A 5,164-nucleotide genomic window follows, 5' to 3' on the forward strand; every position below is an offset into this window, starting at 1 on the left:
ACGAACAAGCCCTCTGCACCCTCTTCGCCGAAGTACTCGGCACCGACACCGTCACCATCGACGACGACTTCTTCCACCTCGGCGGACACTCCCTCCTGGCAACCAAGCTGGTCAGCCGCATCCGGACGGACATCGGTGCAGACCTGCCCATCCGGCAGCTGTTCGAGACGCCCACCGTCGCCGGTATCAGCGCCGTCCTGGGCAGGGACACCGCGCCGAGTCGCCGCACCGTAAGCGCGGTGAGTCCGCGTCCGGCACGCATTCCGCTCTCCTACGCCCAGCAGCGGCTGTGGTTCCTCAACCGCTTCGAGGGACCCAGCGCCACCTACAACGCGCCGGTGGCCCTGCGACTCACCGGAGCCCTGGACCGGGAGGCCCTGCGGCTCGCCCTCGCGGACGTAGTGACCCGGCACGAGAGCCTGCGCACGGTGTTCGCGGAGGACGCCGAGGGCGCGCACCAGATCGTCCGGGGCCCGGCCGACGCCCGGCCGGAGTTCACGATCGTGGAGACGGACGAAGCACGTCTGCGTGACGACCTGACGTGGGCGGCCGGTCACCCCTTCGACCTTGCGGCCGAAACCCCGTTCCGTGCCTCGCTCTTCGCGTTGTCCGAGGAGGAACACGTACTCCTCCTGCTGACGCACCACATCGTGAGTGACGCCTGGTCCCGGGCTCCGCTGGCCCGCGACCTCACGGCCGCCTACGCGGCCCGGGTGCGCGATGCGGCAGCCCCGGAGTGGGCTCCGCTGCCGGTCCAGTACGCCGACTACAGCCTCTGGCAGCGCGACATCCTCGGCACCGAGGACGACCCCACCAGCGAGATCACCCGCCAACTCGACTACTGGACCCACACCCTCACCGGACTCCCCGACCAGCTCGAACTCCCCTACGACCGCCCCCGCCCCGCCGTCGCCACCTACCGCGGCGACCGCATCCCCTTCGAAATCCCCGCAGAGCTGTACGCGCGCGTCAGTGAGGTGGCCCGGCGCGTTCAGGCGAGCCCGTTCATGGTGCTCCAGGCGGGGCTCGCCGCCCTGCTGACCCGGCTCGGCGCGGGCACGGACATCCCGCTGGGCACGCCGATCGCGGGCCGTACCGACGAAGCGCTCGACAAGCTGGTCGGCGTCTTCCTGAACACGCTGGTGCTGCGCACGGACACCTCCGGGAACCCGACGTTCGCCGAGCTGGTGGACCGGGTCCGTGAGCGGAACCTCGGTGCCTACGCCCATCAGGACCTGCCGTTCGAGCGGCTGGTGGAGGCGGTCAACCCGGAACGCTCACTCGCCCGGCACCCCCTCTTCCAGGTGCTTCTCACGCTCAACAACACCGACTACCAGGGCGCGTTGGACTCCCTCGGTGACCTGCCCGGCCTCCGGGCCGAGCGGGAGCCGATCGAGTCGTCCGTCGCCAAGTTCGACCTGGCCTTCGGCTACACGGAGCGCCGCGACCCGCACGGCCGGGTGACCTCCCTTCACGGCGTACTGGAGTTCAGCACCGACCTGTTCGACCGCGTCACCGCCGGTGGCCTCGTCGACCGGCTCCTCCGGTTCCTGGACCACGCGGTCACCACCCCGGACGTCAAGGTCGGCGACATCGAGATCCTCACCGGGGCCGAGCGCGGGCGCCTGCTCGAACTCTGGAACGACACAGCTCGTGAGGTGCCGGGGCGTTCGGTGGTGGAGCTGTTCGAGGAGCGGGTTGCCTCGAACCCGGCCGCCGAGGCCGTGGTCGCGGGCGGGGAAGCACTGTCGTACGAGGAGTTGGACTCCCGTGCGGAGCGGCTGGCCCGTGTGCTGGTCGAGCGCGGGGCCGGCGCCGAACGGTTCGTGGCGGTGGCCCTGCCCAGGTCCGTGGACCTCGTCGTGGCCCTGCTCGCGGTCTGGAAGACCGGCGCCGCCTACCTCCCGCTGGACACCGAGTACCCGGCCGAACGGCTGGCGTACATGCTGGACGACGCCAACCCCGTCCTGCTCGTCACCATCAGCGACCTGGACCCCGTACTGCCGGAGGAACCGGCCGTACCGCGGCTGCTGCTGGACGCCCCCGAGACCAGCGAGGCTCTGTCGCGGCCCGCGGGCGACCAGCCCCTGACCCGCCCGGCTCTCGCGAACCCGGCCTACGTGATCTACACGTCGGGGTCGACGGGACGCCCGAAGGGTGTGGTCGTGCCGCAGGGCGCGCTGGTGAACTTCCTGACGGCGATGCGTGACCGCTTCGAACTCGGCGCCGGGGACCGCCTGGTAGCGGTGACCACGGTCGGGTTCGACATCGCCGGACTCGAACTCTTCGTGCCCTTGTTGTCGGGCGCGTCGATCACGCTCGCGGAGCGGGATGTCGTCCGGGACCCGGTCGCGTTGTGCGGTTTGGTGCGGTCGGCGGGTGTGTCCGTGATGCAGGCGACGCCGAGCCTGTGGCGGGCGATGCTGGCTGAGGACGCTTCGGCGCTGGCCGGGGTGCGGGTGCTGGTCGGTGGCGAAGCCCTGCCCGCCGACCTGGCCGAGGCGCTCGTCCAACGGGCGATGTCGGTGATCAACCTGTACGGGCCGACGGAGACGACGATCTGGTCCACGGAATGGCCGGTGACCGCAGACGGTGCACGCCGGCCGCGGATCGGCCGCCCGATCGCCAACACCCGCGTCTACGTCCTCGACGCCACGCTCCGGCCCGTTCCGGCCGGAGTGCCGGGCGAGCTCTACATCGCCGGTGACGGCGTCGTACGCGGCTACCACGGCCGACCGGGGCTGACCTCCGAACGGTTCGTCGCCGACCCTCACGGTCCCTCCGGCACCCGGATGTACCGCACCGGCGACCTCGTCCGCTGGACGGTGGACGGGGAGCTGGAGTACCTCTCCCGCGTCGACGACCAGGTCAAGCTGCGTGGTTTCCGGATCGAGCTGGGCGAGATCGAAACCGTGCTCGCCGGACACGAGCGAGTGGCCCAGGCCGCCGTACTCGTCCGCGAGGCCCGTCCCGGAGACCGGCGCCTCGTCGCCTACCTCGTCCCGGCAGCCGAAGCGGTGGAGACGGCCGAGGTGCGGGCGCATCTCGCCGCCCACCTGCCGGACTACATGGTGCCCTCGGCCTTCGTCACCATGGACTCCTTCCCGCTCACCCCCAACGGCAAGCTCGACCGCCGCGCTCTGCCGGCGCCCGACTACGACCAGGGAACCAGCGAGGGACGCGCACCCCGTACCCCCCGCGAGGACATTCTCTGCACCCTCTTCGCCGAAGTACTCGGCGTCGGCTCGGTCACCATCGACGACGACTTCTTCGCCCTGGGTGGCCACTCCCTGCTCGCCACCAAACTCGTCAGCCGCATCCGCACCGTCCTGGACACCGAGATCGCCGTGCGCCGGCTGTTCGAGGCGCCCACGGTCGCCGAACTGGCGGCCGTGCTGGACAACGCGACCGGCACGCGGAAGCCGCTTCGGGCCACCGTCTCCCGGCCCGCCCGGGTTCCGCTGTCGTACGCCCAGCGCCGGCTGTGGTTCCTGCACCGCTTCGAGGGTCCCAGCGCCACCTACAACCTGCCCGTCGCCCTGCGGATGACGGGGACGCTGGACCAGGAGGCGCTGCGGCTGGCACTGGCGGACGTCGTCGACCGGCACGAGAGCCTGCGGACGGTGTTCGCGGAGGACGCCGAGGGCCCGTACCAGATCGTGCGGGACACCGCCGAGGTGTCTCTCACGGTGACCGCCACGGACGAGGAACACCTGCCCGAGGACGTGGACCGCGCATCCCGCGCGCCCTTCGAGCTGAGCGAGGAACCGCCCCTGCGCGCCTTCCTGTTCGAGCTCGGCGAAGAGGAGTACGTCCTGCTCGCTGTCGTCCACCACATCGCGGGCGACGCCTGGTCGATGGGCCCCCTCGCCCAGGATCTGACGGCGGCGTACGCGGCCCGGGTGCGGGGCGCCGCCCCGGAGTGGGCGCCGCTGCCGGTGCAGTACGCCGACTACAGCCTCTGGCAGCGGGAAGTCCTCGGCTCCGAGGACGACCCCGACAGCGAGGCCGGCCGCCAACTGGATTACTGGAAGCACTCGTTGTCGGATCTGCCGGCGGAGCTTTCGCTGCCGTTCGACCGCCCGAGGCCGGCCACGGCCTCGTATGTGGGTGACCGGGTCACCTTTGAGCTGCCGGAGGACGTGTACGGCGGTCTGGTACGCGTCGCCCGTGCGGGCAGGTCCAGTCTGTTCATGGTGCTCCAGACCGCGCTCGCCACGCTGCTGTCCCGGCTGGGCGCGGGCACGGACATCCCGCTGGGCACCCCGATCGCGGGCCGCACCGACGACGCGCTCGACAAGCTGGTCGGCTTCTTCGTGAACACGCTGGTGCTGCGCACCGACGTCTCCGGGGACCCCACCTTCGCGGAGCTGCTGGAGCGGGTGCGGACGGCCGATCTCGCCGCCTACGCCCACCAGGACCTGCCGTTCGAGCGGCTGGTCGAAGCGGTGAACCCGGAGCGTTCACTCTCCCGACACCCCCTCTTCCAGACCATGCTCACCCTGAACAACACGGACCAGGGCGCGGCGTCCGCCGTCGCTTCCCTGCCCGGCCTGGTAGTGAGCAGCCGACCGGTCGGAATCGGCGCCGCCAAGTTCGATCTGTCCTTCCGACTCGCCGAACGGCGCCCCGCTTCGGAGTCCGAGTCCGCCACGTTGGGTGGTGCGCTGGACTACAGCACCGACCTCTTCGACCGGGAGACCGCACAGTCCATCACCGAGCGTTTCGTCCGCGTGCTGACCGCCCTGGCCCAGAACCCGGACCTCCGGGTGTCCGAGGTGGAGGTGCTGGAGGACGCCGAGCGGGAGCAGATCCTGTCCGGCTGGCAGGGAGCAACACGCAGCCTGCGCGGGGCGTCGTTGCCTCAGCTCATCGCCGAGCAGGCGGGGCGGACACCGGACGCGGTGGCGGTGGAATGCGGTGAACGATCGCTGACCTACGCCGAGTTGGACGCCTGGTCGGGGCGGGTCGCCGGATGGCTGCGCACCCAGCAGGTGGGTCGGGGTTCGTTCGTCGCGGTCAAACTGCCTCGCTCGGTCGAACTGATCGTGGCCCTCCTCGCCGTCACCAAGGCCGGGGCCGCCTATGTGCCGGTGGACCCGGAGTATCCGCAGGAGCGGGTCGCGCACATCCTCTCCGACGCCTCGCCCACCCTCGTCATCGA

General features: G+C 70.9%; 1 protein-coding gene. It reads left to right on the forward strand.

What is annotated here, in order from left to right; genetic code table 11:
* The coding region (locus IE258_RS40320) for a non-ribosomal peptide synthetase (protein ID WP_189750762.1) at positions 1-5,164 on the forward strand (5,164 nt) is incomplete at both ends.

The organism is Streptomyces tendae, from assembly GCF_014650435.1.
Lineage (GTDB): Bacteria > Actinomycetota > Actinomycetes > Streptomycetales > Streptomycetaceae > Streptomyces > Streptomyces tendae.